The organism is Nocardiopsis listeri, assembly GCF_020741345.1.
GTDB classification, from domain to species: Bacteria; Actinomycetota; Actinomycetes; order Streptosporangiales; family Streptosporangiaceae; genus Nocardiopsis; species Nocardiopsis listeri_A.
The window spans coordinates 1-26,922 of the sequence record NZ_DYZD01000352.1 but is presented as its reverse complement, the minus strand read 5'-3'; the positions used below and the strand labels follow the sequence as shown (position 1 = coordinate 26,922).

The following is a 26,922-nucleotide window of genomic DNA, read 5'->3' as shown; positions in this document are numbered from 1 at the left end:
CACGTCTCCGAGCAGAAGTCCCAGGGGGCCGTCAGCGAGGAGATGCGCCAGCGCCTCGAAGGCATGGAGTGGCTGCTGCGCGAGCTGCGCGAACGCGAGCTCACCTCGCTCGCCGAGTCGATCACCGCGGTCGACGGTCGGATCGACGACTTCCTGGCCCGTCCGCCGGAGTGGGCCGAGGCCCTCGCCGAGCACATCGAGGTTCTGGGCCAGCAGGTCAAGCCCCTGTCGGACATGCCCTCCCTCCGGGCGGACACCCACCGCATCGCCGGCCACCTCGACACCGCGCTGACCCGTCTACAGCGCATGGCCGAGACCGGGACCCGGACCGCCGAGCAGGTGGTGGAGGTCGGCGAGCGCGTCACCGCGCTGGGCGAGAGCTTCGGCACCCGCCTGGACGCCCTCGACACCGCCCTGGAGACCCTCAACGGGCGCACCGAGGCCATCGAGACCGCGATCGCCACCCTGGACACCACCCTCGGTGAGCGTCACGAGGAGCTGGCCGGCAGGTTCGCCGAGGGCAAGGACGCCCTGGGCGAAGCGGTCGAACAGACCCGCGAGGCGGTCCGGGAGAGCCGCGCCGAGCTCAACACCACCCTCGCCGACCGCACCGCCGAGCTGCGCACCCTCGTCGAGGAGAGCGCCTCGCAGCAGAACGAGACCCTGCTGGCCCGCCTGCAGGAGAACACCGGTGAGCTGGGCGAGCGTCACGAGGAACTGGCCGCGGGACTCAAGTCCCTCACCACGGCCTCCGAGGAACGGCACGAGGCCCTCGCCGGCAAGTTCACCGAGAGCGTCGGCCACCTCAGCACCCAGGCCGAGGAGAACCACGCCGAGGCCACCGCCGCCGTCGCCGACCTCACCGGCACCCTCACCAAGCTGCGGGAGAACCACGAGTCCTCCCTCACCGACCTTCGCACGCACCTGCGTCAGCGGCTGTCGGAGCTGGACGAGCAGATCGAACTGGGCCGGACCGAGACCCGCGAGCACGCCGAGGCGACCGCCGAGAGCCTGCGCGAGTCCGTCACCGAGCGCGCCGACGCCCTCGCCGCCAAGGTCGCCCAGGACACCGAGAAGACCGCCACGGATCTGGCCGAGCTGCGCACCTCCATCCAGGAGGCGCACGAGCGGCTCACCACGGAGACCGAGGAGCGCCACCAGACGCTCACCGAAACCCTCACCGAGCAGACCCAGAGTCACCGGAGCGCGCTCGACGAGCGGCTGGAGCGTCACCGCGAGGCCATCAACGGCAAGGTGGACACCCACCTGTCGCAGATCACCGGCAAGGTCGACCACGAGCTGGGCCGGCTCACCGACCGCTTCGACACCTTCGAGGGGCACTTCGAGGGCAGCTTCGAGAGCGTCGAGGGCAAGATCGACCGCGTCGACGGCCGGATGGACGGCGTCAACGGTCGTCTGGACGGCATCGACGGCCGGGTCAACGGTGTCGAGGGCCAGTTCGAGGGCGTCAGCGGCCACTTCGAGGGGGTCGACGGCCGGATGGAGGCCATCGACGACCGTCTGGAGGCGCTCAACCAGCGACTCAACCAGCTCCCGCAGACCCTTGAGGTCAGCGAGCTGCACCGGCGTCTGACCGAGCTGGTGGAGCGCCCGCAGCCGGACCACTCCGGCAAGCTCGACGAGATCGACGCGCACGTCACCTCGGCGGTGGACCCGGTCCTGCGCGAGCTCAAGCAGCGCCCCGACCGGCACGAGTTCGAGGAGACCGTCACCGAGGCGGTGGAGAACTCGCACGACGACATCACCAAGCGTTTCTCCTCCTTGGAGGAGACGGTTCTGGCGCTGGCCGAAGCACTTCTGCGTCCGGGCCGTGACGGCAAGAAGAAGCGCCGCGGCAACGACGAGGACGACGACTAGGCCGCCATTCGACTCACGGCATGCGAGTCGGGGCCCGGAGCACTATCGCTCCGGGCCCCTTTCGTGTTCTTTCCGGCGCGACCCGGAGGTGGGAGGCGTTGGCCCCGCGCCACTACCGGCCGACATCCCAGGTGAACACGGATGTTAATAGAAAAGACAACTTCCCAGAATGACCCTTATGGGAAAATGGAGAAATTCACCCGAAAAAGAAATGGAACAAGTTATTATGATGCCAGGGTTGCGCAAGTTCATGCCATTTCCACCTTGCCCGACCAAAGCCTTTCTTGTTACGCTCGAAAGCAATGGCGGAACATTACGCCATTACCTCGACCGCGTATTTCGCAAAACGAAAGGAGCGCGTCATGGCCGACAGCCTGCAAATGATCTGTCACATCAACAACCGGACCAACCAGACCCTCAAGTTCCAGTCGGAACACCTGGTCTGGGGGAAGTGGACGGACCCGCCCAACCAGTACCCGGTCGACGTCCCGCCCAAGGAGAGCGTCCTGGCCTTCCGTTCCAGCGGCAGGTCGAACTCCGCCTCCGGCACCGAGGGCTACGTGGTCTACCAGGTCGGGGACGAGTCGGAGACCACCGTGACCATCTACTGGGACGTGCCCTGGACGGCAGGATCGAGCAACAAGGTCACCACCAAGACCTCCCACCAGGACATCGCCGCCTCCATCGAGGGATTCGCGGGGAGCGGCAGGGTCGAAGACGTCATCGTGAAGGTCGTCGACGGCCGTTGAGCCAGATGAGCACAGCCGACACGACGGGCCCCGACGGACACGCTCCGTCGGGGCCCGCTTCTCCGGGGTCAGGGGGTCAGGACGATCTTGCCGAAGAGGTCGCCCTCGGCCATCGCCCGGAACCCCTCCTTCGCGTCCTTGAGCGGCAGCACCCGGTCGATCCGGGGCCGGACGCCGGTGCGCACGCACATCTCGACCAGGGACCGGAGCTCCTCCTTGGTGCCCATCGTCGAACCCAGCACGCGCAACTGCAGGAAGAACATCCTGGTCAGTTCGGCGGACGGGGCGTCACCGCTGGTGGCCCCACAGGTGATGACGGCGCCACCCGGCTTGAGGGACAGGATGGAGTGCTTCCAGGTGGCCTGACCCACCGAGTCGAACACCACGTCCACCTTCTCCGGCAGACGCTCCCCCGAGGGCACCGCCGCGTAGGCTCCCAGTTCCATGGCCTTGGCGCGTTTGGTCTCGTCCCTACTGGTCACGTACACCCGGTGACCCACCCGCGCGGCCAGGGTGATGAGCGCGCCGGAGACCCCACCGCCTGCGCCCTGCACCAGCACGGTCGACCCGGGCCGCAGGTCCGCCTTGCCGAACAACATGCTGTAGGCGGTCAGCCAGGCCGTGGGCAGGCACGCGGCCTCCTCGAAGGACAGCTCCGCTGGTTTGGGGAGGAGGTTCTCCTTCGGCACCAGGACCTTCTCGGCGAGGGTGCCGTCGTGGACCTCGGACAGCAGGGAGAAGCGCGGCGATCTGCCGGGCACGGGAGGTTCGGTCACCACGCCGTGCACGATGACCTCGTTGCCGTCCTCGTCGATCCCGGCGGCGTCCCCGCCCAGGATCATCGGGAGCCGTTCCTCCTTGAGGGCGACCCCGCGCAGGCTCCAGACGTCGTGGTGGTTGAGCGAGGCGGCCTTGACCCGAACGGTCGTCCACCCCTCCCGGGGTTCGGGGTCGGGACGCTCACCGACGTCCAGGCCGGAGACGGGATCGTCGAACGAGATGCGTGCTGCGGTGATGGCGAACATACCCGTACCCAACCACGCCGACCGGACCCGCGGCCGGCCCCACGTAGCGGCTCACACCGCCAGTGGGGATCCCACCGGCAGTGAGGTGTCCGTGGCCAGGGACAGGGACGAGGGCGGCAGGCCGGCCTTCACCACCTCGGCGCCCAAAGCGGCGATCATCGCTCCGTTGTCGGTGCACAGACGGGGTCGCGGCACCCGCAGCTCGATCCCGGCCTCGGCGCAACGCTGCTCGGCCAGGGCGCGCAACGCCGAGTTGGCCGCCACGCCACCGCTGATGACCAGGGTGCGCACTCCGTGCTCCATGCAGGCGTCCACGGCCTTGCGGGTGAGCACGTCCACGACCGACTCCTGGAAGGCCGCGGCGATGTCGGCCACCACCAGGGGCTCGCCCCGACGGTCGGCGTCCTCGACGTGACGGGCCACGGCGGTCTTCAACCCGGAGAAGGAGAAGTCATAGGTTCCATCGCCCCACTTGCCGCGCGGGAACCGGATCGCCTTGGGGTTGCCGCGCTGGGCGGCCTGGTCGATGGGCGGTCCACCCGGGTAGGGCAGCTCCAGTAGCCGGGCCACCTTGTCGTAGGCCTCGCCTGCGGCGTCGTCGACGGTGTCGCCGAGCGAGACCACGTCGGTGGCCAGGTCGTTGACCAGCAACAACGAGGTGTGCCCACCCGAGACCAGCAGGGCGATGGACGGTTTGGGCAGCGGTCCGTGCTCCAGCTGGTCCACGGCCACGTGGCCGACCAGGTGGTTGACTCCGTACAGCGGCTTGCCGAGCGCCATGGCGTAGGCCTTGGCGGCGGACACCCCCACCAGCAGGGCGCCGGCCAGGCCGGGGCCCGCGGTGACGGCGATCGCGTCGACGTCGGAGAGGGACACCCCCGCGTTGTCCAGGGCACGACGCACGGTGGGGGTCATGGCCTCCAGGTGGGCGCGGCTGGCCACCTCCGGCACCACTCCACCGAAGCGCACGTGCTGGTCGACGCTGGAGGCCACCGAGTCGCCGAGCAGCTCGCAGCCGCGCACCAACGCCGCACCGGTCTCGTCACAGGACGTCTCGATCCCCAGGATCAACGGCTCACTCATGGGTGGTTCCCTCCTGAGCGACGCGCCGCATGACGATGGCGTCCGCTCCCTTGTAGTAGCCGCGTCGAACGCCGAGTTCGACGAAACCGAAACGTCGGTACAGGTCTTGGGCGCGCGGGTTGTCCGAACGCACCTCCAGGAACGTGTGGGTGACGCCGCGCGCCGCCCCCTGGTCGAGGAGTTCGGTCAGCAGCGCCCGCCCGACGCCCCTCCCCCAGGCCTCTTCGGCAACGGCCATCGTCTGCACGTCGCCCTCGGGCGGGACGAAACGCAGCCCGGCGTAACCGACGAGAGCACCCTCGGACTCGGCCACGACGTAGTGGCGGGTGGCGGTCTCGGCGATTTCGTCGCGGAGCACGCCCTCGCTCCAGGCGTCGAGCGGGAACAGGCGTCGTTCCAGCGCCATGACGGCGGGAACGTCTTCGCCGGTCATGGGACGCAGGGTCGGTCGGGCCGTCACTTCACCCACTGGCGGACCTTCTTCGGCGCGCCCGGTTCGACGGCGTCGGGCCGGCGCAGGTAGAGGGGATCGGGTTCGGGCAGCCGCTCCCCGCGGTGCAGGCGCAGCAGGGCGAGTTCGGCCATGGCGGCGGCGTCCGGAAGGTGGGGTTCCGCGGCCGAGGAGCCGAGCGCCTCGGTGTACATGCGCGCGCCGTCACCGACCAGGGGCAGCCCCTCGGTGTCGATCTCGGCGGGCCGGTCGACGCGCACCTCGCCCACGCGGGTGAGGTGGTCGTCGTAGTGCGCCCAGAACACCTCCTTGCGGCGGGCGTCGGTCATCGCGAGGAAGGGTTCGGTGCGCTTGGTCGCGAAGGCCAGGGCGTCCAGGGTGGTCACCCCGTGGCAGGGGACCCCGAGCGCGTCGGCGAGGGCGTGCCCGGTGGCCAGACCGACCCGAAGGCCGGTGTAGGGGCCGGGACCGATGCCCACCGCGACGTGGTCGAGATCGGCCGGTTCGAGCCCGGACTCGGTGAGCACACCCAGCACCGTGGGGGTGAGGAGCTCACCGTGCCGTCGGGCGTCCACCGAACTCGCGCTCGCGCGGAGGGTGAAGGCGCCGGCGTCGTCGGTCTCGCCGACGGCTGCGGTGACCGCCGAGGTGGCGGTGTCGAAGGCCAGGAGCAACACGGGTGTTCCGCCTATCCGCGCCCGGCCGTGGTGCCGGGCAGTTCGATGTCGGTCCACCGGGCGCCGACCGGGCGCAGGTGGACGGTGCGGGTGTCGTCGGGGTGGCGTTCGATCCGGATCTCGAGCCGGTCGTCGGCCAGCCCTTCGGCCACGCCCTCGCCCCACTCCACGACGGTGACGGACTCCGGGAGGGTCATGTCCAGGTCGATGTCGTCGATCTCGTCGGAGCCGCCGAGCCGGTAGGCGTCCACGTGCACGAGGGCGGGTCCGCCGCTCAGGGAGGGGTGGATCCGGGAGATGACGAAGGTGGGCGAGGTGACCGATCCTCGTACGTCCAGGCCCTGGCCCAGGCCCTGGGTGAAGGTGGTCTTGCCCGCGCCCAGCGGCCCGGAGAGGATGAGCAGGTCTCCGGGGCGGGTGAGCGCGGCGAGGTCACGGCCGAGGGCTCGCATGGCGTCGTCGGTGGCGGCGGTGACCGCGTGGACGTGAGGCACGCCGTCGGTGGTGGCTGTGGTGTTGGTCATCGAGCTCGCAGCTGGTTCCGGTTGTGGTTTCGGTCGGCCGTGGGGCACGCCGGATTTCCCTCTTCACCCAGGTTAGGCGGGATGGGAGGTACTGGTGACCGATTTCGGCGAGTGGGTCACGAGCCGCCGACGTACTCGCGGGGCACGCGCACACCGATCCGCGTGACGATCTCGTACGGGATGGTGTCCAGGACCTCTGCCCAGTCCTGCGCGGTGGGGACGTCCGGGTGCTCGTACGGGTCGCCGAACAGTACCGCGTACTCGCCCGGGGCCACGGGGTCGTTCTCGACATCGACAACGAACTGGTCCATGCAGACTGTTCCCGCGATGGTGCGGCGACGTCCTCCGAGGAGCACCGGACCCTTGTTGGTGGCGGCCCGGGGGACGCCGTCGGCGTAGCCCAGAGGCACGAGTGCCAGGGAGGTCTCGTGTTCGGTGAGATAACGGTGGCCGTAGGAGACACCACTGCCGGCGGGGACCCGCTTGGTGAGGGCGACCTTGGATTCGAGGGTCATCGCGGGCCGCAATCCGGGCACGTCGAAATCTGGAATCGGGCATAGTCCATAACTCGCGATTCCGCCGCGGACGAGGTCGAATCGGGCCTCGGGCAGGGTCAGCAGCGCGGCCGAGTTGGCGATGTGCCGGACCTGCGGCTCCAACCCCGCCTTCTCGGCGATGTCGAGGGACCCGTGGAACACGTCCAGCTGCGCGCGGATCGAGGGGTGCCCGATCTCGTCGGCGCAGGCGAAGTGCGACCACACCCCGGTGACCTTGACGAATCCCTCGTCCTCGGCACGGGCGGCGGCCTCGACCACCGACTCCCAATCCTGCGGGGACACGCCACCGCGGTTGAGCCCGGTGTCGGTCTTGAGCTGGACGCGGGCGGTCCGCCCCAGACGTCGGGCCTCGGCGATCACCTCGTCCAGCACGGCCCGGTCGCTGACGCCCAGGTCGATGTCGGCCTCGATGGCCTCCCCCACCGGCTCGCCCGGCGGGATGATCCAGGACATGACCGGGACAGTGATGCCCGCCCGACGCAGTTGCAGACCCTCTTTGATCAGCGCGGTGCCCAGCCAGGACGCACCGCCCGCGATGAGGGCCCGGGCGGCGGGCAACATGCCGTGCCCGTAGCCGTCGGCCTTGACCACTCCCATGAGCGGTGTGCCACCGGCCCGCTCACGGAGCAGGCGGGCGTTCGAGGTGATCGCGTCGACGTTGACGCGAGCGTGCGCGAAAGGAGCCATACCCACAGTGTTCCACGCTCCGGTTACCGTCATGGAGCTGCGGGTATGTGGGCTACGACCGACTTACGGCCCTATTCCAGGGATATCGGTATGAATGAAAACGGAAGTGAACGAGCCGTCAATGTCAGCCGGCTCTGGTCGGGTGGCCTGGCCACCGCGGTGGTCGCCGCACTGGTGATCTTCGCGGGGACCCTGGTCGTCCGCGGAGTCTTCGGCATCCCGGTCCTGGCACCGGAGGACGCCGGATACCTGGGTGACGCGGGGACGGTGGGCTACGCACTGATGGCGGGTCTGGTCGCTCTGATCGCGACCGCCCTGCTGCACATGCTGTTGCTCTCGGCGCCGCGAGCGCTCTCGTTCTTCGGCTGGATCATCGGTCTGGCCACGGCCATCGCGGCCTTCACGCCCTTCACCCAGGGCGCGGAACTCTCCAGCCAGGTCTTCACCGGCCTGGTCAACCTGATCTGCGGTATCGCCATCGCCTCGCTGCTGCGCGGTGTGGGCCGCAGCGCCATCATCAGCCGGGTTCCGGCCACCCCCGACGAGCGTCCCGGTCGGGCCCTTCGACACGAGGGCGTCCTGCCCGACGTGAACCAGCGCGACTACGACCCCGCGCGCTACCGCGCGATGGAAGAGGACGCCGAGTACGACGAGGCACGTGCCCGAGCCGAGCTTCAAAAGGCGGAGGAAGAGCGTGCTCGCCGAGATGTCTGACCGAACACCCCGGCGACGAGACGAAGACGGGACGAAGAACGGGGCGGGACCTGGTGACCAGGTCCCGCCCCCCTTTCGTGCGCCCATGCCCCCGGGTGGCCGGGCAGGGGCCGATAGCGTATGGATCGCCCTGAACCCCCGTGGAGGAGCCCTCCGTTGAGTCGTGACGTGATCGCACTGTTGGCGCGGAGCCCCGGCCGTCGTTCGTTGCTGGAGGCCCTGGCCGCGGCCGATCCGGCGTTGCGAATCCGGTTGGTGGCCGAGGGCACCGTGGTGGAGCTGCGCGAGGACTCCGGGCGATTGGTGCTCGCCGTGCAGTCCGGGCAGAGGCTGGCCACCTCGTCCGAGGCCGACCGCCTGCTGGGCCGGGGACCGACCGACGAACTTCCCGCGCAGCCGCTGTGGGTGGAGGCGCGGGGCACCGAACTGCAGGACCTGGACACGCTCGCGTTGGCCCGCCGTTTCGCCGAGGCCCTGGTCGAGAGGCATGGCGGGGTGGTGTGGGAGCCGGAGTCTCGGCTCTCGCGAGAACCCCACCTGCTCGGGGGCACCGACCATCCCGCGGTGAACGCGGTGACCGAGAAGAACGCGGTGCTGGTGCAGGACCGCCCGGTCGTGTCGCTGTCCGGCTGGTTGGTGGACGCTCTGGCCCGGTACGGGCGTGAGGGCCTCGGGCTGCAGTTGGTCACCCCCTCCGACAGTGTGCTCACGCACGCCCTGCGCGGACTCCTGGGCGACCCGAACGCCACCTGGGTGGTGCGTACCGACGACGGGCACCACTACGACGGTTTCAACGGTCTCCCGCTGGTGTGGCGGGGCGACGTGGGCTACGTCCCCGACCCTCAGGCGCGGACCGCGGACGGCCCCCATCCGGACTTTCGAGCACGGCAGGAGCACGTAACCGGCTCCCACCTGCACGTGGACCTGCAGATGGACCATCCGGCCTCCGACTCACTGGAGCTGGGAGGGGTGGTGGAACTGCTCGCCGAACGGCTCGGCGGCGCCCCGCCCTCGGTGTGGGGCGTGGCCGAACCTCTCTCCCGTGCGTGGGACACCGCCGACCTCACCGCCCTGGCCCGGGGTCGGGCCCCCGGTGAGACCACTGCGCTCTTCCACGGTCCGCACGGAGCCGAACCCGTGTTCGGTGGGCGTTGGCGGGTCTCCCCGACCACCTCCGGGGTGCGCGAGAGCGCGCGTTTCACGGTCGCCACGGAGGGCGACCCGGACCTGGAGGCTCTGGAGCCGCTGGTGCGGGAGCTGGCCGAGCGTGACGGGCTGCGGTCCATGACCGTGCGACGCGCGATGGGTCGTGCCGACCTGGTCCAGCCACCGCGCTGGGCGGGCGTGCCCATCCCTGTGGGTCTGGCCGTGGGCGCCGAGGGCGTGATGGCGGTGGGCAAGGCGAGCGCGCTGGCCGCCCCTGTGCGGGGCGAGGCGTTCGGCCCGCCGATGACCCCGGTGGTCTGGTACCGGATCGGGGACGGGGTGGAGCCGCACGCGTGGAAGCGGTTCCGGTCGCTGATGCGACACATGCGTCCCGCGGGCCCTCGGGGCGGGACCCCTGCGACCGTCAGGCGCCCATGACCAGGGTCTGGGCGTGACGGGCGCTGAGACAGTGGTCGATGACCATCACGGCCGCGCCGATGACGCCGGCGCTCTCTCCGGCCTTGGAGGAGACGATGCCGAGGTTCTCGGTGGCCAGCGGAAGTGACCGCTGGTAGATGATCTCGCGGGCACCGGCGAGGAGGTGGTCGCCGGCCAGGGCCAGCGCGCCGCCGATGACGATCACGGACGGGTTGAACATGTTGACCGCGGCGGCCAGGACCTCACCGATGTCGCGGCCCGCCTGACGCAGGGCGCGCAGGGCGGGGACGGACCCGTTCCGGGACAGTTCCACCACCTCGCGCGCGCCCGTGGCGGGGACCCCCGCGCGGGTGAGGGCCTCGGCGAGGGCGTGTCCGCTGGCGACCGCCTCCAGACAACCGGTGTTGCCGCAACGGCAGGGCCGTTGTTCGCCGTTGGGGACGTGGATGTGCCCCATGTCGCCGGCGGCGCCTTGGGCTCCGCGGTAGACGCGGCCCTCGCTGATGATGCCGCAGCCGATGCCGGTGGCGACCTTGACGAACATCAGGTGCCCGGCGCCGGGCCAGGCGACGTGGTGTTCGCCCAGGGCCATGATGTTGACGTCGTTGTCGACCAGCACGGGTCGTCGGATCGAGGCGTTGACGTGTCCGGCGACGTCGAAGTCGTCCCAGCCGGGCATGATCGGCGGGTTGACGGCCCGCCCAGTGGAGTGTTCGACCGGGCCGGGCAGACCGATGCCCACGCCCAGGAGTTCGTCGGCCTCCCGTCCTGCGGTGTCCAGCAGGGCGAGGCCGTGTTCCACGACCCAGTCCAGTACGGGCTCCGGTCCCAGGGCGATGTCGAGGTCGGCGCGGTCCTCGGCCAGGACGGTGCCGGACATGTCGGTGAGGGCCAGGCGCGCGTGGGTCGCGCCGAGGTCCGCTGCGAGGACCACCCGTGCCTCGGGGCGGAACGAGAAGGTCGTGGGCGGTCGCCCTCCGGTGGAGACCGCTTCGCCCGCGGGTCCGATGAGTCCACTGGCCAGGAGCGCGTCGACTCGCTGGGTGACCGTGGAGCGGGCCAACCCGGTGACGGAGGCCAGTTCGGAACGGGTGCGGGGGCGGCCGTCGCGCAGCAGCCGGAGCAGGGTCCCGGCGCCGGGCGCGGCCGTGGTGAGCGCGTCTTCCGTCATGGAAACAGTGAATCACAGGATCTATTGATTTCCTGTCAGCCAACTAATTTGTCCAGATCCGGCAACTTCTGCTTGACCGTCGACATAAGTCCGACGTAACGTCCCAGACATGTCAGTGAAGAAGGTCACAAGTTCGGACGCCCCCTCGTCCGGACCGGCCATCCCCCAGGCCTACCGAGCGGCGGTCGTCGGAACCGGCTTCATGGGACGGGTCCACTCCCACGCCGTTCGCGCCAACGGCGGCGAGGTGGTCGGGGTCGCCGGGTCCTCCCACGCCAAGGCGGAACGGTTCCGCGCCGCGCACGGCATCGCCCGATCCCACGCCGACGCCCTCGACCTCATCCACAGCCCCGATGTGGACGTGGTGCACGTGTGCACCCCCAACCACCTGCACGCTCCGCTCTCCCTGGCCGCCCTGGCCGCCGGAAAGCACGTGGTGTGCGAGAAGCCCCTGGCCACCGACACCGACACCGCCCGCGAGCTCACCCGTGCCGCCACCGAGGCGGGCCGGGTCGCCGTGGTGCCCTTCGTCTACCGCTTCCACCCCATGGCCCGTGAGGCCCGCGCACGCGTGGCCTCCGGTTCCATCGGCCGCGTCGGCCTGGCCCATGGCGGCTACCTACAGGACTGGCTGCTCCACCCCGAGGAGAGCAACTGGCGGGTCGACCCCGAGCTCGGCGGGCCCACCAGGGCCTTCGGAGACATCGGCTCGCACTGGTGCGACATGCTCGAATTCGTCACCGGCGACCGCATCGCCGAGGTCAGCGCCCGGACCTCCAGGATCACCGACACCCGCGGGGAGAACGGCGGCAGGCCCGTCACCACGGAGGACCTGGTGTCCTTCCAGTTCGCCACCGAGGGCGGGGCCGTGGGCAACGCCGTGATCAGCCAGGTCTCCCCGGGCCGGAAGAACCGGCTGGTGCTGGAGGTCTCCGGGACGAAAGGGTCGCTGCGCTTCGACCAGGAACGCCCCGAGACCCTGTGGGAGGGCGGGCGCGGCCGTACCGGGATCATCTCCCGGGACGACCCCGAGCTCAGCCCCCAGGCAGCGCGTCTGGTCGCGCTGCCCGTCGGCCACCCACAGGGCTACCAGGACTGTTTCAACGCGCTGGTCCACGACACCGGGGCGGCGATCGCCGGGGAGGAACCGGACGGCCTTCCGATGTTCGCCGACGGTCTGCGCGCGGCCTCGATCGCCGAGTCCGTGCTGCTCTCGGCGGCGGAACGCCGCTGGGTCGACGTTCCCTCCGTAGAAGGGGTGGAACCGGTATGACCGGAGCACCCCTGCTCAGGATGACCGATATCGGCAAGTCCTTCCTGGGCGTGCGGGTCCTGCACGGGGTCGACCTGGACCTGCACGCCGGCGAACTGCACGCGCTGGTCGGGGAGAACGGCGCGGGCAAGTCCACCCTCATGAAGGTGCTGGCGGGGGTGCACCGGGCCGACACCGGCCGGATCGAACTCGACGGCGCGGAGGTCTCCTTCGAGCACCCCGTCAAGGCCCGGCGCGCCGGGGTCTCCACCGTCTTCCAGGAGTTCAACCTGCTCCCGGAGCGCACGGTCGCGCAGAACGTGTTCCTCGGTCGGGAGACCCGCACCAGGGGGATGGTGGACGACCGGGCGATGGAGAGCGCCACCGCCGCGCTCCTGGACGACCTCGGGTTGGCGGGCATCGCCCCCTGGTCGAAGGTGCGGCACCTGTCGGTGGCCGAACAGCAGGTGGTGGAGATCGTCAAGGCCCTCTCCCACGACGCACGCGTCATCTCGATGGACGAGCCGACCGCCGCGTTGGCGGACCACGAGGTCGAGGTCCTCTACCGGATCATCGCCCGGCTGCGTGAGCGCGGCGTGGGCATCCTCTACGTCTCGCACCGGTTGAAGGAGATCTTCGACCTGGCCGACACCATCACCGTGCTCAAGGACGGTCACCTGGTGGACACGATGGCGGCCGACGACATCCGCCCCGCGGAACTGGTCCGCAAGATGGTGGGGCGACCGGTCTCCTCGGTCTTCCCCGACCCCCTCGAACCCCACGGCGAACACGTGGGCGAGGTGCGCCTGTCGGTGTCCGGCGCGGGGAACACACGACTGGACGGAATCGACCTGGAGGTGCGCGGCGGCGAGATCGTCGGGCTGGCCGGGCTCCAGGGCAGCGGCCGCACCGAGATCGCCCACGGGTTGTTCGGCGTCGACCGGTTCACCCGCGGCGAGGTTCACGTCGACGGACGTCGGATCGACCCGCGTTCGCCCCGGCAGGCGGTCCGTGCCGGCCTGGCGTTGGTCACCGAGGACCGCAAGAGCCAGGGGCTGCTGCTCGACCGGTCCGTCCTGGCCAACGCCCGTCTGGTGCTCGACGCCGTGCTGCCGTTCGGTTCGGGACGACGCGCCCTACGCATTCCGGGCATCCTCTCCTCCCTGGAACTGGTCGCCCGCGGCGGCCACGCGCAGGAGGTCCGTTACCTGTCCGGCGGCAACCAACAGAAGGTGGTGCTGGCCAAGTGGCTGGCCACCGACCCCGGCGTCATGGTCTTGGACGAACCCACGCGCGGGATCGACGTGGGCGCCAAACAGGCCGTGTACGCCCTGATGCGCGAACTCGCCGCCGCCGGGGTGGCGATCCTGCTCATATCCTCCGAACTGCCCGAGCTCATCGGGATGTCCGACCGTCTCGTCGTGCTCGACGACGGCCGGGTCGCCGGTGCACTTCCGGGCGGTTCCAGCGAGGAGACCGTGATGGCCCTGGCCACCGGTGCCTCCGCCCACCGCGAGGAGGCCGCCCCGTGACCCGAGTCGTCTCCGCTTCGAGGAACCTGCGCGCCCGCACCGGCACCACCGGCCCGGTCTACGTCGCCCTGGTGATCGTGCTGGTGGTCGGCGCCCTGTTCGTGGCCCTCCGCGGCGGCAACCTGTTCACCGCCGCCAACACGGTCGACCTGTTCACCCGTTCCAGCCTGCTGGGGTTCCTCGCCATCGGGCAGACCCTGGTGATCCTGTGCCGTTCCCTCGACCTGTCGGTGGGGTACGTGGCGGCGCTGTCCACCATGGTCGCCGCGATCACGATGGCGGGAGACCCCTCCCGCATCGTCCTCGGCGTCGGGGCCACCCTGGGCCTGGCCGCGCTGATCGGCCTGGTCAACGGGCTCGTCATCACCAAACTGAGGGTCAACCCGTTCATCACCACCCTGGGAATGGGACTGATCGTCAAGGGATACCTTGACACCCGTTTCCAGGGCCCGGGCGGGTCGATCCCGGCCGAGTTCCAGTTGTTCGGCCTCTCCCGGGTCGGCGTCCTGCCGATCTCCACGATGGTGATGCTGGCGCTGGCCGTGGCCGCGATCCTGTTCCTGCGTCGCACCCGGACGGGTTTCCACATGTACGCCGTGGGCGGCGACGCCGAGGTGGCACGCCTGTCCGGGATCCGCCCCGAGCCGCCGGTGATCGTCGCTCACGTGCTGTGCTCCATGACGGCAGGCGTCGCCGGTCTGCTGTTGGCCTCGCGCTTCGGTACCGGCAACACGCTGGTGTACGGCAACGGCTACGAGCTGGAGGCCATCGCCGCGGTCGTGCTCGGCGGGACGTACCTGTTGGGCGGGCGCGGCGGCGTCGCCGGGACCGTCGCGGGCGTGTTCATCCTCGCCACCCTCGACACGGTCTTCAACACCCTGTCCGTCGACCCGTTCGTCAAGGACGTGCTGCGCGGCACCATCGTCATCGCCGCCGTGGCCATCTACGCCCGCGGACAGCACGCCCGGACCGCCGTCCGCCTCCGTTTCCCCTCCGGCGGCGCCCCGCCCTCGGCGGCCGGTCCCCCGGATCCGCCGACACCACCGCCGCCGGAGACGGAACCCGTGGTCCGGGGAGGTGTCCGATGACCGAGCCGACGACCACCCGCACCCGCTTCCTGACCGCCCTGCGCGGCGGCACCGGGACGGTGTCCGTACTGCTGGTGCTGATCTTCGTGGTCATCGCCACCCAGAACCCGTCGTTCTTCGAGGGTCCGCCGCTCATGGCGTTCGCGAAGAAGGCGGCCCCGCTGGTCGTCCTGGCGATCGGCCAGTACCTGGTGATCGTCTCCGGTGAGTTCGACCTGTCGGTGGGTTCGCTGGTCGGCGCACAGGTGGTGATCGCCGCGCGCCTGATCGACGGCGAGGAGGCGATGACCTACCCGGTGATCGGGCTGATGCTGCTCTTCGGTCTGTCGGTGGGCCTGGTCAACGGCCTGGTCACCACCCTGCTGAAGGTCCCGTCGATCATCACCACCCTCGGCACGATGCTGATCCTGTTCGGCGCCGTGCGCTACTGGACGGGAGGCGCGCCCACCGGGGCCTTGTCCGAGGCCTTCCGTGTGTTCGGCCGGCACGGTCTGGACGGTGTCCCGGTGATCGGTCAGCTCCCGTGGGCGTTGGTCATCGCCGCGCTGCTCACGGTCGGGGCGGTCCTCCTCATGCGTTCGCCCTTCGGGCGTTCCCTCATGGCGACCGGTGACAACGACACCGCCGCCGCCTTCTCCGGGGTCCGGGTGTGGCGGGTGCGCACGCTGGCCTTCGTCGGATCCTCCCTCATGGCCACCGTGGCGGCCGTCCTGATCGGCGGATTCGCCGGGGTGACCGCCCAGGTCGGAGAGGGACTGGAGTTCACCGCCATCACCGCCGTCGTCCTGGGCGGCGTGGTGTTGGGCGGTGGTCGCGGAACCGTCGTGGCCGCCGTGCTCGGAGCCCTCACCATCGAGGCGCTCTTCACCCTGTTCAACCAGCTGTACCTGCCGTCGACCATCCAGCCGACGGCCCAGGGGCTCATCATCATCGCGGCGGTGGCCTACGCGTCCCGTCGCGGCGACCCGCGTCCACCGACTCGTCCGCGAAGGCGACCGGACCCCCCGAACGAGCGGCAGCTCGACTCTTCCAGGAGGTAACCCCCATGCGCGCATCCCGCGTACTCCTCGCCGGCGCGGCCGGCCTGACACTGGTACTCAGCGCCTGTACGACCGACGCACCCGAGAACCCGGACGAAGGAACGGCCGAGGGCGAGAACGGCGGCGATCCGTCCCCGGACGCCGAGTGGTTCGACCGGGCCGAGTTCGACGCCCAGCTCGCCCAGCGCGACATCGAACCCGAGGGCCCGGCCGACGAGCCCTGGATGCAGGCGATCGAACCCGAGTGGGTCGACACCTCCGACTTCGCCATCGACGACCCGCAGGACGCACACCTGTGCTTCTCCAACGCCTCGGTGTCCAACCCCTGGCGCGTGACCGGCTCCATCACCATGGAGCAGCAGGTCGAAGCGCTGGTCGAGGAGGGCCGGATCGGTGGCTTCGACAGCTCCGACGCGGCCGACGACGACAACCAGCAGATCTCCGACATCCAGGCCTTCGTGGACTCGGGGGACTGCGACGCGATCATCATCTCCCCCTCCACCACCGCCACCCTCACTCCGGCGGTGGAGACCGCCTGTGAGAGCGGTGTTCCGGTCGTCGTCTTCGACCGTGGAGTGAACAGCGACTGCATGGTCACGTTCATCCACCCGATCGGTGGTTACGCCTACGGCGCGGACGCGGCCGACTTCCTGGTGGAGAACCTGGAGCCGGGTTCGACCGTCCTGGCACTGCGCATCCTGCCCGGCGTCGACGTGCTGGAGCACCGATGGGCGGCCGCCCAGGAGATCTTCGCCGACAGCGAGCTGGACCTGCTCGGTTTCGAGTTCACCGAGGGCGATGGCGCCCAGATCAAGGACCTGGTCTCCCAGCACCTGCAGCGCGGTGAGGTCGACGGCATCTGGATGGACGCCGGTGACGGCGCCGTGGCGGGCCTGGAGGCCTTCGAGGACGCCGGCCGGCCCTACCCGGTGATCGCCGGTGAGGACGAGCTGAGCTTCATGCGCAAGTGGGACGAGGAGGGGCTGACCGCGATCGCGCCGGTGTACTCCAACTTCCAGTGGCGCACCCCGGTGGTCGCCGCGGGCATGGTCCTGGCCGGCGAGGAGGTTCCGGCCGAGTGGATCCTGCCGCAGGACCCGATCCGCGAGGACGAGCTCGACGACTACCTGGACCGCAACTCCGACATGCCGTCCCTGCACTACGCGAAGTTCGGCGGCGAGGACCTACCGGGCTTCCCCGAGGCGTGGGTGGACCGCTAGATGCGCGCGCTGGGGGTCAACACCTGGGTGTGGACGTCTCCACTGACCGACACCGCGCTTGAACGGATCGCGCCCCGCGCCGCCGGCTGGGGGTTCGACCTGCTGGAGCTGCCGGTGGAGGACATCGGCGACTGGGACCCCCGGCGTGCCCGCGTCCTCCTGGAGGACCTGGGTCTGGACGCGAGCGTCGTGCTGGTCATGGGACCCGGTCGGGAGCTGGTGGCGACCGACACCGGCACCAGGAAGGCGACCCGGGACTACCTGAGACGGGTCGTGGACGCCGCGGCGGAGGTCGGTTCCACCGTCGTCGCGGGCCCGGCCTACGCCTCGGTGGGACGTACGTGGCGCATGACCCCGTCAGAGCGGGCGGGGCTGCGCGCCGAACTCACCGATGCGCTCGCCCCCGTGGTCGACCACGCGTCGGCCGCGGGGGTTCGGGTGGCCGTGGAGCCGCTGAACCGGTACGAGACCAGCGTGCTCAACACCGTCGACCAGGCCTTGGAGGTCCTCGCCGACCTGCCCGCGGAGCACTGCGGGCTGGCGCTGGACCTCTACCACATGAACATCGAGGAGCGGGATGTGGCTGACGCGATCACCCGCGCCGCCGGCCGGATCCATCACGTCCAGGTCTGCGCGAACGACCGGGGGACGCCCGGAGCCGACCATCTGGACTGGTCACGCATCGTGCACAACTTGGGCGAATCCGGTTACTTTGGCCCCCTGGTCATCGAGTCGTTCACTGCCGACAATGAGTCCATCGCCACGGCCGCGTCCGTGTGGCGGCCCCTGGCCGTCTCCCAGGACGCGATCGCTGTCGACGGCCTGGCCTTCCTCCGCTCGCTCACGACCTCCCTGCCCCCGTCGAAAGGAGCCGCCGTGTACTGACACACGATGAGGCGACCACTCCCCGCTTCCGAACGCGATAGCAGGAACACCCCGAACGGTTCGCGCCCGCACCGCGACCGGCACCGGTCCTCGACCGGCCCGGTCCACCGTGACCGCGAGATCGTCCCTGCCGTCGGCGCCGGCACGCCGCACGGACTCATCGACCCCCCACCCCCAGGTGAGGTAATCCGTGATCAGCAGACCCCTACGAGCACTCGCCGCGACGGCCGCGGCCGTCGCCCTGGCCCTCGGCCTGACGTCGGTCCCGGCCCAGGCCGACGAGGCCGAACAGGACACGTTCAGCGCGCTCGTCTTCTCCAAGACCACCGGTTTCCGACACGACTCCATCCCGCACGGCATCGCCCTCTACGAGGCCCTCGCCGAGGAACACGGCTTCGAGACCGAGCACACCGAGGACGCCGAGGTCTTCAACGACGAGGACCTGGCCCGCTTCGACGTGGTCGTCTGGCTGTCCACCACCGGCGACGTCCTGAACGAGGACCAGCAGGCCGCCTTCGAGAACTACGTCCAGGAGGGCGGCGGCTACGTCGGCGTCCACTCCGCCTCCGACACCCACTACGACTGGGAGTGGTACGGCGAACTGGTCGGCGCGTACTTCTCCAGCCACCCGCCCGGCACCCAGGACGCCGAGGTCATGGTCAACGACCGGGCCCACCCCTCCACCGACACGCTCCCGGCGAGTTGGGAGCGGCACGACGAGTGGTACGACTTCGACGTCAGCCCACGCGGTGACGTGCACGTCCTCGCCGGCCTGAACGAGGCCTCTTACGAGGACCAGGCCGACCCCGCCGGCCAGATGGGCTTCGACCACCCGATCGCCTGGTGTCAGGTCTACGACGGCGGCCGGTCCTGGTACACCGGCGGCGGGCACACCATCGAGTCCTACGCCGAACCGGAGTTCTCCGACCACCTGTTGGGCGGTCTGCGGTGGGCCGCAGGCCAGGCCGAGGGCGACTGCGGCGCCACGCAGTGGGACAACTTCGAGAAGGTGACGCTCGCCCAGGGCGAGGAGAACGTCGGCGAACCCATGGGCATGGCGGTCCTTCCGGACGGCCGGGTCATGCACACCTCCCGCAACGGGCAGGTGTCCCTGTGGTCTCCGGACACCTACAGCACCGCCACGCTGGCGGACGTGCCCGTCTACGACCACGACGAGGACGGACTGCAGGGCGTGGCCCTGGACCCGGACTTCGAGGAGAACGGGTGGGTGTACCTGTACTACGCGCCCGTCCTGGACGGCGTCCCGTCCGGAGCCGCCCCCGAGGACGGCGAAGCGGAGGACTTCGAACCCTACGAAGCGCACAACAACCTGTCGCGGTTCCGGTTCGTGGACGGTGAGGAACCGAGCCTGGACCTGGAGAGCGAGCAGGTGATCCTGGAGGTCGGGACCACCCGCGGCATGTGCTGCCACGTCGGTGGCGACATCGACTTCGACCCGGACGGCAACCTGCTGTTGTCCACCGGCGACGACACCAGCGCGTTCGGCTCCGACGGGTACAGCCCGCACGACGAGCGCGAGACCCGCAACCCGGCCTTCGACGCCCAGCGCAGCTCGGGCAACACCAACGACCTGCGCGGCAAACTGCTTCGTGTCTCGGTGAACGAGGACGGAGGCTACGACATCCCCGAGGGCAACATGTTCCCGCCGGAGTCATCCGACGGCGAACTCACCCGCCCCGAGATCCTCGCGATGGGTCTGCGCAATCCGTTCCGGTTCAGCGTCGACCAGGAGGACGGCAGCGTCTACCTGGCCGACTACGGGCCGGACGCCCCCGAGGCCGACCCCGATCGTGGGCCGGAGAACACGGTGACGTGGCACCACATCACCGAACCGGTCAACATCGGCTGGCCGTACTGCATCGGGAACAACTCCCCCTACGTCGACCACGACTTCGGCGAGGGGACCTCGGGCGAGCCGTTCGACTGCGACGCGCCGGTCAACGACTCTCCGCGCAACACCGGTCTGGAGGAGACTCCCCCGATCACCCCCGCGGCGATCTGGTACTCCTACGACGAGTCCGAGGAGTTCCCGCACCTGGGCACGGGCGGCGGCGCCCCGATGGGCGGCCCCGCCTACGAATTCGACCCCGAGCTGGAGTCGGACAACAAGTGGCCCGAGTACTACGACGGCGTTCCGCTGTTGTACGAGTGGAGCCGCCAGTGGATCAAGCAGGTCCACCTCGACGACGAGGGCGGCGTCCTCGACATCACCGAGACCGTTCCGGACATCGACCTGGCCAACCCCATGGACATGGAGTTCGGCCCGGACGGGGCCCTGTACGTGCTGGAGTACGGCTCGGGCTGGTTCGGCGGCGCCGAGGACTCGGCGATCTCCCGTATCGACTACGTGGGTTCCGGGGACAGCCCGGTGGCCCGCATCGACACCGACACCACCTCCGGCGCCGCGCCGCTGACCGTGGAGTTCTCCGGTGAGGAGTCCTTCCACCCCGGCGGTCTCGCCTTCGACCACGAGTGGAACTTCGGTGATGGGACCGGCTCGACCGAGGTCTCCCCGACCCACATCTTCGAGGAGGGCGGACGCTACAACGTCTCCCTCACCGTGACGGACGAGGAGGGGCGGACGGGTACGGCCACGGTGTCGATCACCGCGGGCAACACCGCGCCCGAGGTCGCGTTCCAGACGCCCCTGGACGGTCAGTTCTTCGACTGGGGCGACGAGATCCCGTTCGAGGTGTCCGTGGAGGACGCCGAGGACGGCACGGTCGGGGACGGCGTCGACTGCGCCGACGTGGAGGTCACCTCCTCTCTCGGCCACGACACCCACGCCCACCCCTGGACCCAGTACGACGGCTGCGAGGGCGTCAGCGAGACCGGGACCGACGGCGGTCACGGCCACGACATGAACATCTTCTGGGTGCTCCAGGCCGAGTACACGGACGGGGGCGGAGACGATGTCCCGGCCCTGACCGGTAGCGACGGGGTCAAACTCAACCCGTCCCGGATGCAGGCGCAGTACTTCACCGACAGCGAGAACGTCGTCACCGAGGCCACCGAGGACCCCGAGGGCGGTCTGCGCAACGTCGGCGGCGTCTTCGACGGCAGCTGGGTCGCCTACGACCCGGTCAACCTGCACGGGGTCGAACAGATCGAATTCCGTGTGGCCTCCGGGGGTGCGGGCGGCGCCATCGAGGCCCGCGCGGGTTCCCCCGACGGCGAACCGGTCGGCTCCGTCGACGTCGAACCCACCGGCGGCTGGCAGGAGTGGACCGACGTCACCATGGACGTCACCGACCCGGGCGGCACGATGGAGCTGTTCCTGGTCTTCGCCAATGCGGACGCCGGCGCGGACGAGAACCTGTTCAACCTCAACTACTTCGACGTGGACGCCGACCACGACGAAGGGGACCCGGAGCCCGAACCGGAGCCCGAACCGGAGGGCTGCGAGCCGCCGAACGTCGACGACGGCCACACCGCCCTGTGGGACGGCGAGTCGTTGGAGGGCTGGAACATGGCCGGCCCGGGCGGCTTCGACGTCGTCGAGACCGACGAGGGCTGCGTGCTCGAGTCGTCGGGCGGCATGGGGCTGCTCTGGCACGAGACGGAGCTGGACTCCTACCGGTTGAAGCTCGACTACCTGACCCACGAGGAGACCGACAACTCCGGCGTCTTCGTCGGCTTCCCCGAGCCCGGCGACGACCCGTGGGTCGCCGTCGACGAGGGCTACGAGATCCAGATCGACCCGTTCGGCGCGCCGGAGGGCGACCCCATCAACCGGACGGGCGCCGTCTACGAGTTCCAGGCGGCCACCTCCCACCCGGAGGTCGTCGGCGAGTGGAACTCGATGGAGATCGAGGTCGAGGCCCCCTACATCCGGATCCGGATCAACGGCGAGTCGGTCAACGAGTTCGAGAGCACCGATCCCGACCGTGACCTGTCCGCGGGACACGTCGGTCTGCAAAACCACGGTGACGACGACACGGTGTGGTTCCGCGACGTCCGGGTCTCCGACATCGATTAGCACCACCCGCGGCGGGGCCGGTGTCGGCCCCGCCGCTCCCCCAGCCGACCAGCGCCAGGACAGGAGGTGCCAGTTGAGCACCCGGAAGCACCAGCGGGACGATCGGGGCTCGGCCGGTCCCGACACGACCGAGAAGGTGGTGACCCGCGACGCCGGCCGCCTCACGTGGTGGTTGACCGGCGGGTCCGTCCTGCTCGTGGGCGCCCTCGTCGCGGTGGTGGTCACGGTCATCGAAGGCGGTGACGGCACCGTCGCCCCGGACCCGGCCCGCGTCGCCGAACTGGAGGCCTCCGCGGCCGATCGCCACGTCGACCAGGTGGCGGAGCTCATCGAGCACACCCGCGCCGCGCACGAGGAACTCGTGCCCGTCCTGGAGTCCCTGGACGAGGCGCTGCCCGAGGAGGGGTCGGACTCCGCCGGGGACCTCCCCGACTCCGACACCATCGCCGACTGGAGCCGGACCACCGACAACGCCCGCGCCCACCTGGACCACGCCGAGTCCGGCGAGACCGGCTTCAACGTCACCCACGCGGGTCTGCGCGGCTCCGTGGACGTGCTCGGCTCCACCTTGGACGCCCTCGACGTCGCCGTCGCCGCCGACGAGGAACAGAGCGCCGAGCTCCTCGAACTCACCGTCGATCTGCGCGATCAGGCGGTCCGCGCGTGGTCGGTGGCCGCCACCCAACTGGACGTGATCAGCATCGACGCCGGTCACGGCCACATCCACCTGTCCCCGGGCAGCGGCGCGTTGGAACCCGACGAGGCCGAGGACGGCGACGAGGCCGTCGACGGCGCGCCCGGACACCAAGACCACTGACAGGGGAGATCCGTATGACACGAATCGGAGTGTGGTCGGTCGGGGCGCGCGGATCGGTCGCCACCACGGCCGTCCTCGGTGCCCTGGCCGTCCGGGCCGCAGCCGCCGAGCCGATCGGGTGCGTCACCGAGCGCCCCGAGTTCGCCGACGCGGACCTGCCCGGCATCGGTGACCTGGTGTTCGCCGGTCACGACGTCCGCGGCACCCACCTGGTCAAGAGCGCGGAGCCGTTGGCCAGGTCGGGGGTGTTGCCGCCGCATCTGCCCGAGGCGTTCGCCGAGGAACTGGGCGAGGTGGATCGGCGGATCCGCAAGGGGCTGGAGCCGCGCTCCGAGGGGTACTCCCGCCGCCACGCGGACGCCCTGGAGGAGGACATCCGGGCGTTCGCCGAAGCGGAGTCGCTGGAGCGGGTGGTGGTCGTGGACGTGTCCAGCACCGAACCGACCCCGAGACCGAGCCCCGAGCTCGACGACCCCGACCTCCTGGAGGCGGCCTTGGACGCGGGGACCGCCCGGGTTCCGGCGAGCTCGGTCTACGCGTACGCGGCCCTGCGGGCGGGCTGCTCCTTCGTGGAGTTCACCCCCAACGCGGGACCGCGGCCACCCGCTCTGGCGACCCTGGCGGAACGGCTGGGGCTGCCGTGGGCCGGTTCGGACGGCAAGACCGGGGAGACCCTGGTCAAGAGCGCGCTGGCGCCCATGTTCGCGGCCCGCGCTCTGCGGGTGCGTTCGTGGTCGTCCACCAACCTGTTGGGCGGCGGGGACGGGCGCACCCTGGACGACCCCGAGAGCAACGACAACAAGTCCTCGTCCAAGACGCGTGGCCTGGAGCACCTGCTGGGGCACCCGGTGGACGGGCCGCTGCACATCGACTACGTGCCCGACCTGGGCGACACCAAGACCGCCTGGGACCACGTGTCCTTCGAGGGGTTCCTGGGCGCCCGGATGACCCTGCAGTTCACCTGGTCGGGGTACGACTCGGCTCTCGCCGCCCCGTTGGTGCTGGATCTGGCCCGGCTGACCGCGCACGCGCACCGGACCGGCCGGGTCGGCCCGGTGCCGGAGCTGGGTTTCTTCTTCAAGGACCCTGCCGCGAGCGACGTGCACGGGCTCTCCGAGCAGTGGCGGACCCTGACGGCCTGGTGCGCCGGGGACGGGGGTGGTCGCAGATGAACGTGAGGGTCCGATCGTTGGTCCGTCTCGTACGCCTGCCCGCCGCGCTCTCCGTCCTGGGCGACGCCCTGACCGGAGCGGCCGCCGCCGGGCGACTGCGCGAACCTCGCACGTGGGCACTGCCCCTGTCCTCGGTGTGCCTGTACTGGGCCGGGATGGCCCTCAACGACTACGCCGACCGTGGGTTGGACGCGGTCGAACGCCCCGAACGCCCCATCCCCTCCGGTGCGGTGGCTCCGGGCGAGGCCTTGGCGGTCGCGTCCGGTCTCACGGTGGCGGGTGTGGGGGTGGCCGCGCTGACCGGCGGGCGGCGGACGGCACTGGTCGCCTCCGCCCTGGCCGCGACGGTGTGGACCTACGACCTGGTGCTCAAGCGCACCCGCCTGTCGCCGTTGGGGATGGCGACGGCCCGCGGTCTGGACGTTCTGCTCGGCGCCGGTGACCGGCCCGGGCGGGCGGTGCGACCGGCCGTGGCGATGGCCGTGCACACCCTGGGTGTGACGGCGCTGAGCCGGGGCGAGGTGCACGGGACACGCCCGGAGGTCGCCGCGGGCTCGTTGGCCTGCACCTTGGCCGGGTCCGTGGTGGCGGCCCTTCCTGGGCGGGAGGGATCCGGTTCCCCGCGCGGCGCGGCGGGCGAGGTGATCGCCGGGATGTTCGCGGGGGTCTATGCCGGCACCGTCGGTCTCGCCCAGTGGCGGGCGCTGACCGATCCCACGGCCGAACACGCGCGGGAGGCGACCGGTGTGGGCATCCGCGGCATGATTCCACTCCAGGCCGCGCTGCTGTCCCGCTATGGCGCACCCGTACCGGCCTGCGCGCTGGCGGTGGGAGCCCCCGTGGTCTCCCGTGCTTCGCGAAGGGTGGCGGTGACATGAGGTTCGGATACGGCACCAACGGGTTCTGGGACCACCGGATCGACGACGCGCTCGCGATCATCGCCGACCTCGGCTACGAGGGGGTCGGCCTGACCCTGGACCACCCGCACCTGGACCCCTTCTCCCTGGACGTCAAGGCCCGGGTGAAGGCGATCGGTCGCCGGCTGGACTCCTTGGGCCTGGTGCCGGTGATCGAGACCGGCGCCCGCTACCTACTGGATCCCCGGCGCAAGCACGAGCCCACCCTGGTCTCCGACACCGGCCGGGACGTCCGTGTCGACCTGCTCAAACGCGCGGTGCGCATCGCCGACGACCTGGGGGCCGAGGCGGTGTCCTTCTGGTCCGGGATCCTGCCCGAGGGCGCAACCGCCGACCAAGGGTGGGACCGGCTCACCTCGGAGGTGGAGAAGGTCCTGGTCGTCGCGGACCGGTTGGAGGTGGACTGCGCCTTCGAACCGGAACCGGGCATGTTCGCCGAACGGTTGGCGGACGTCCTGGAACTGCGGCGCAGGCTCGGCGACCCCGAGCGGCTGCGGGTGACCCTCGACGTGGGTCACGGTGTGTGCAACGAACCCGACGGCCCCGAGGGCGCGGTCGAGCGGGCGGGTGTCCTGATCGCCAACGTGCAGCTGGACGACATGCGCCCCCACGTACACGACCACCTGGAGTTCGGGGACGGCGAGATCGACCTGCCCGGGGTCCTGGGCTCCCTGCGTCGGGTGGGGTACACCGGTCTGGCGTCGGTGGAGCTGCCCCGGCACGGTCACGCCGCCCCGGTGGTCGCGCAGAGGTCCAAGCGCGCCTTGGACGCGGCCTGGGCCAGGGTCGAGAGGGAGGCGGCGTGAGCGCGTTGGAGCTGTTGGACGACAAGGCCCGATCGGTGCTGGAGGCCCTGTGCGCCCAAGTGGCGGATCGGCCCTCCCGCGTCGCCGTCCTCTTCCCCGCGGTGGGGCGACGGGTGGCCCGCGGGCCCGGTCCCTCCGGCGACCCCACCGGAACGCTCGGGCCGACGTTGGAGGATCTGGCCCGGATCGAACTGGTGCGGACTGTGGTGGGGGCCCTGTCTCCGACGGACGCGGCCACGGAGATCACCGACCTGTACGGATACGGCGACGCCGACGAGAAACGTGCGGTGCTGCACGGCCTCCACCTGTTGGAGGGCACGGTGCCCGAGGTCGCGGGGACCGTTCGGGACCTCCTCGCCGACGCCCTGCGCACCAACGACACCCGGCTGGTCGCCGCCGCGGCCGCGAGCTGCGCCCAATCCCTGCTGGACGACCACGCCTGGCGACAGACCGTGCTCAAGTGCCTGTTCGTCGGGGTGCCGCTGCGGTTGGTGGCGGGGCTGGACACCCGCGCCGACCTCGAACTGGCCCGTATGTGCGCGGACTTCGCCCACGAACGCTCCGCCGCGGGCCGAGCGGTACCGGCCGACGCCCGGCTGGTGCTGGACCGTTTCCCCGAGCACCCCTTCCACGAACGGCCGCAGGAGGGCTGAATGCGCATCTTCGAACCGCACGTCCACATGACCTCGCGCACCACCACCGACTATCGGGCGATGTACGACGCGGGGGTGCGAGCACTGGTGGAACCCGCGTTCTGGACGGGACAGCCGCGCACCGGCGTCGGTTCCTTCCGCGACTACTTCGACGGGCTCATCGGTTGGGAGCGCTTCCGCGCCGCCCAATTCGGGATCGCCCACCACTGCACCATCGCGCTCAACCCCAAGGAGGCCAACGACCCCCGGCTGTCCGGTGTGCTCGACATCCTCCCCCGTTACCTGGCCAAGGACGGCGTGGTGGCGGTCGGTGAGGTCGGCTTCGACTCGCGCACCCCGGAGGAGGAGAAGGTCTTCCGCCGGCAGCTGGAACTGGCCAAGGAGTTCGAACTGCCGGTACTGGTGCACACTCCGCACCGGGACAAGGCCGAGGGGACGCG

General features: G+C 70.4%; 24 protein-coding genes. 17 read left to right on the top strand and 7 right to left on the bottom strand.

What is annotated here, in order from left to right; translation table 11 throughout:
* A partial coding sequence (locus tag K8V84_RS18840; RefSeq protein WP_304076725.1) for a hypothetical protein occupies window positions 1-1,878 on the top strand: 1,878 nt, incomplete at its 5' end.
* A 362-nt stretch (window positions 1,879-2,240) separates the two neighbouring features.
* Window positions 2,241-2,627 carry an aegerolysin family protein gene (locus tag K8V84_RS18835; RefSeq protein ID WP_304076723.1) on the top strand — a complete coding sequence of 129 codons (387 nt, stop codon included), beginning with the start codon at window positions 2,241-2,243 and terminating at the stop codon, window positions 2,625-2,627.
* Between the two features lie 68 nt (window positions 2,628-2,695).
* Here K8V84_RS18835 and K8V84_RS18830 read toward each other — a convergent pair whose 3' ends face one another.
* From K8V84_RS18830 to alr, 6 genes are all read right to left on the bottom strand, one after another.
* On the bottom strand, window positions 2,696-3,652 hold the full coding sequence (locus K8V84_RS18830; RefSeq protein ID WP_304076720.1) for a zinc-binding dehydrogenase: 957 nt from the start codon (window positions 3,650-3,652) through the stop codon (window positions 2,696-2,698).
* 51 nt (window positions 3,653-3,703) lie between these two features.
* A complete protein-coding gene (tsaD, locus tag K8V84_RS18825; RefSeq protein ID WP_304076717.1) occupies window positions 3,704-4,735 on the bottom strand; it encodes a tRNA (adenosine(37)-N6)-threonylcarbamoyltransferase complex transferase subunit TsaD in 1,032 nt (343 codons plus the stop codon).
* Window positions 4,728-5,168 (bottom strand): ribosomal protein S18-alanine N-acetyltransferase, encoded by a 441-nt coding sequence (gene rimI / locus K8V84_RS18820; RefSeq protein WP_304076716.1) that lies wholly within the window; start codon window positions 5,166-5,168, stop codon window positions 4,728-4,730. Before rimI ends, tsaD begins: the two co-directional genes overlap by 8 nt.
* Before the next feature lie 23 nt (window positions 5,169-5,191).
* Window positions 5,192-5,863 carry a tRNA (adenosine(37)-N6)-threonylcarbamoyltransferase complex dimerization subunit type 1 TsaB gene (tsaB, locus tag K8V84_RS18815; protein ID WP_304076713.1) on the bottom strand — a complete coding sequence of 224 codons (672 nt, stop codon included), beginning with the start codon at window positions 5,861-5,863 and terminating at the stop codon, window positions 5,192-5,194.
* Between the two features lie 11 nt (window positions 5,864-5,874).
* A complete protein-coding gene (tsaE, locus tag K8V84_RS18810) occupies window positions 5,875-6,387 on the bottom strand; it encodes a tRNA (adenosine(37)-N6)-threonylcarbamoyltransferase complex ATPase subunit type 1 TsaE (protein WP_304076712.1) in 513 nt (170 codons plus the stop codon).
* Window positions 6,388-6,503: 116 nt separating this feature from the next.
* Window positions 6,504-7,631 (bottom strand): alanine racemase, encoded by a 1,128-nt coding sequence (alr, locus tag K8V84_RS18805; RefSeq protein WP_304076709.1) that lies wholly within the window; start codon window positions 7,629-7,631, stop codon window positions 6,504-6,506.
* Window positions 7,632-7,721: 90 nt separating this feature from the next.
* Between alr and K8V84_RS18800 the strand changes: the two genes are divergently transcribed.
* The gene (locus tag K8V84_RS18800) at window positions 7,722-8,345 is read left to right on the top strand and encodes a DUF6069 family protein (protein WP_304076706.1); all 624 of its coding nucleotides are present in this window, start codon (window positions 7,722-7,724) and stop codon (window positions 8,343-8,345) included.
* Window positions 8,346-8,501: 156 nt separating this feature from the next.
* Entirely contained in the window at window positions 8,502-9,929 is a 1,428-nt protein-coding gene (locus K8V84_RS18795; protein WP_304076704.1) for a DUF6177 family protein, read from the top strand.
* On the opposite strand, the gene K8V84_RS18790 is transcribed toward K8V84_RS18795, so the two are convergent.
* Window positions 9,916-11,100, bottom strand: coding sequence for an ROK family transcriptional regulator (locus tag K8V84_RS18790; protein WP_304076701.1), 1,185 nt, complete (start codon window positions 11,098-11,100; stop codon window positions 9,916-9,918). The genes K8V84_RS18795 and K8V84_RS18790 overlap by 14 nt on opposite strands.
* 115 nt (window positions 11,101-11,215) lie before the next feature.
* Between K8V84_RS18790 and K8V84_RS18785 the strand changes: the two genes are divergently transcribed.
* The 13 genes from K8V84_RS18785 to K8V84_RS18725 all read left to right on the top strand — a co-directional run.
* The gene (locus tag K8V84_RS18785; RefSeq protein ID WP_304076728.1) at window positions 11,216-12,373 is read left to right on the top strand and encodes a Gfo/Idh/MocA family protein; all 1,158 of its coding nucleotides are present in this window, start codon (window positions 11,216-11,218) and stop codon (window positions 12,371-12,373) included.
* Window positions 12,370-13,884, top strand: coding sequence for a sugar ABC transporter ATP-binding protein (locus tag K8V84_RS18780; RefSeq protein WP_304076698.1), 1,515 nt, complete (start codon window positions 12,370-12,372; stop codon window positions 13,882-13,884). The genes K8V84_RS18785 and K8V84_RS18780 overlap by 4 nt, the downstream gene beginning before the upstream one ends.
* Complete coding sequence (locus K8V84_RS18775; RefSeq protein WP_304076695.1) at window positions 13,881-14,972, top strand: ABC transporter permease; 1,092 nt, start codon at window positions 13,881-13,883, stop codon at window positions 14,970-14,972. Before K8V84_RS18780 ends, K8V84_RS18775 begins: the two co-directional genes overlap by 4 nt.
* Complete coding sequence (locus tag K8V84_RS18770; protein WP_304076693.1) at window positions 14,969-16,012, top strand: ABC transporter permease; 1,044 nt, start codon at window positions 14,969-14,971, stop codon at window positions 16,010-16,012. Before K8V84_RS18775 ends, K8V84_RS18770 begins: the two co-directional genes overlap by 4 nt.
* Before the next feature lie 5 nt (window positions 16,013-16,017).
* Complete coding sequence (locus K8V84_RS18765; protein ID WP_304076691.1) at window positions 16,018-17,232, top strand: substrate-binding domain-containing protein; 1,215 nt, start codon at window positions 16,018-16,020, stop codon at window positions 17,230-17,232.
* Entirely contained in the window at window positions 17,233-18,117 is an 885-nt protein-coding gene (locus K8V84_RS18760; RefSeq protein WP_304076689.1) for a sugar phosphate isomerase/epimerase, read from the top strand.
* Window positions 18,118-18,307: 190 nt separating this feature from the next.
* Window positions 18,308-22,117 (top strand): ThuA domain-containing protein, encoded by a 3,810-nt coding sequence (locus tag K8V84_RS18755; RefSeq protein WP_304076688.1) that lies wholly within the window; start codon window positions 18,308-18,310, stop codon window positions 22,115-22,117.
* A gap of 73 nt (window positions 22,118-22,190) precedes the next feature.
* The gene (locus K8V84_RS18750) at window positions 22,191-22,934 is read left to right on the top strand and encodes a hypothetical protein (protein WP_304076686.1); all 744 of its coding nucleotides are present in this window, start codon (window positions 22,191-22,193) and stop codon (window positions 22,932-22,934) included.
* A gap of 14 nt (window positions 22,935-22,948) precedes the next feature.
* Entirely contained in the window at window positions 22,949-24,106 is a 1,158-nt protein-coding gene (locus K8V84_RS18745) for an inositol-3-phosphate synthase (protein ID WP_304076684.1), read from the top strand.
* Window positions 24,103-24,984: an SCO3242 family prenyltransferase gene (locus K8V84_RS18740; RefSeq protein WP_304076682.1), complete on the top strand. Its 882-nt coding sequence runs from the start codon at window positions 24,103-24,105 to the stop codon at window positions 24,982-24,984. Before K8V84_RS18745 ends, K8V84_RS18740 begins: the two co-directional genes overlap by 4 nt.
* On the top strand, window positions 24,981-25,829 hold the full coding sequence (locus K8V84_RS18735; protein ID WP_304076679.1) for a sugar phosphate isomerase/epimerase: 849 nt from the start codon (window positions 24,981-24,983) through the stop codon (window positions 25,827-25,829). The genes K8V84_RS18740 and K8V84_RS18735 overlap by 4 nt, the downstream gene beginning before the upstream one ends.
* On the top strand, window positions 25,826-26,482 hold the full coding sequence (locus tag K8V84_RS18730; protein ID WP_304076676.1) for an EboA domain-containing protein: 657 nt from the start codon (window positions 25,826-25,828) through the stop codon (window positions 26,480-26,482). Before K8V84_RS18735 ends, K8V84_RS18730 begins: the two co-directional genes overlap by 4 nt.
* On the top strand, window positions 26,483-26,922 hold a 440-nt coding region (locus tag K8V84_RS18725), incomplete at its 3' end, for a TatD family hydrolase (protein ID WP_304076673.1).

Bases quoted from the DNA above. Each gene is read 5' to 3' on its own strand.
- K8V84_RS18835 (WP_304076723.1), top strand. From the start codon at position 2,241: ATGGCCGACAGCCTGCAAATGATCTGTCACATCAACAACCGGACCAAC.
- K8V84_RS18830 (WP_304076720.1), bottom strand. From the start codon at position 3,652: ATGTTCGCCATCACCGCAGCACGCATCTCGTTCGACGATCCCGTCTCC.
- tsaD (WP_304076717.1), bottom strand. From the start codon at position 4,735: ATGAGTGAGCCGTTGATCCTGGGGATCGAGACGTCCTGTGACGAGACC.
- rimI (WP_304076716.1), bottom strand. From the start codon at position 5,168: ATGACCGGCGAAGACGTTCCCGCCGTCATGGCGCTGGAACGACGCCTG.
- tsaE (WP_304076712.1), bottom strand. From the start codon at position 6,387: ATGACCAACACCACAGCCACCACCGACGGCGTGCCTCACGTCCACGCG.
- alr (WP_304076709.1), bottom strand. From the start codon at position 7,631: ATGGCTCCTTTCGCGCACGCTCGCGTCAACGTCGACGCGATCACCTCG.
- K8V84_RS18800 (WP_304076706.1), top strand. From the start codon at position 7,722: ATGAATGAAAACGGAAGTGAACGAGCCGTCAATGTCAGCCGGCTCTGG.
- K8V84_RS18790 (WP_304076701.1), bottom strand. From the start codon at position 11,100: ATGACGGAAGACGCGCTCACCACGGCCGCGCCCGGCGCCGGGACCCTG.
- K8V84_RS18780 (WP_304076698.1), top strand. From the start codon at position 12,370: ATGACCGGAGCACCCCTGCTCAGGATGACCGATATCGGCAAGTCCTTC.
- K8V84_RS18770 (WP_304076693.1), top strand. From the start codon at position 14,969: ATGACCGAGCCGACGACCACCCGCACCCGCTTCCTGACCGCCCTGCGC.
- K8V84_RS18765 (WP_304076691.1), top strand. From the start codon at position 16,018: ATGCGCGCATCCCGCGTACTCCTCGCCGGCGCGGCCGGCCTGACACTG.
- K8V84_RS18760 (WP_304076689.1), top strand. From the start codon at position 17,233: ATGCGCGCGCTGGGGGTCAACACCTGGGTGTGGACGTCTCCACTGACC.
- K8V84_RS18745 (WP_304076684.1), top strand. From the start codon at position 22,949: ATGACACGAATCGGAGTGTGGTCGGTCGGGGCGCGCGGATCGGTCGCC.
- K8V84_RS18740 (WP_304076682.1), top strand. From the start codon at position 24,103: ATGAACGTGAGGGTCCGATCGTTGGTCCGTCTCGTACGCCTGCCCGCC.
- K8V84_RS18735 (WP_304076679.1), top strand. From the start codon at position 24,981: ATGAGGTTCGGATACGGCACCAACGGGTTCTGGGACCACCGGATCGAC.